Source organism: Microbacterium sp. DT81.1, assembly GCF_049844955.1.
Lineage (GTDB): Bacteria > Actinomycetota > Actinomycetes > Actinomycetales > Microbacteriaceae > Microbacterium.
This window is the reverse complement of sequence record NZ_JBNCMA010000036.1, coordinates 1-328: the sequence shown is the minus strand read 5'-3', so window position 1 is coordinate 328 and position 328 is coordinate 1. Positions and strand designations below refer to the sequence as shown.

At 73.2% G+C, this 328-nt stretch carries 1 protein-coding gene; it reads right to left on the bottom strand.

Annotation, left to right across the window (positions count from 1 at the left end; genetic code table 11):
* The coding region (locus ACLQ2Q_RS22235) for a DUF6153 family protein (protein WP_425824087.1) at nucleotides 1-328 on the bottom strand (328 nt) is incomplete at both ends.

The window sequence follows — 328 nt, the reverse complement described above, 5'->3', positions numbered from 1 at the left end:
GTGCGACTGATGCAGAGAACCAGAAGGGAAGGTGGTCGAGGAAGGACAGCGGCACGGGCGATCAGGGCCGGGCCCGCCCGCAGCGCGGCCCCCCAGGTGATGCCCACGCGCGGAAGGAAGAGCAGCAGCGAGACGATCAGGAGCGCGAGGACGCAGGCCATCGCCAGCATGCTGGCGTGCCCGCCGCAGTCCGCGCAGTCCCCGTCGGTCGCCGGCTGGGTGGTGCCGTGGTCGGTGACGCCCACGCTGGCGGTGCCGTGGTCGGTGACGCCCACGCTGGCGGTGCCGTGCTCGTGCATCGCGGCCGCGGTTGACGGTGCGGCGGTCT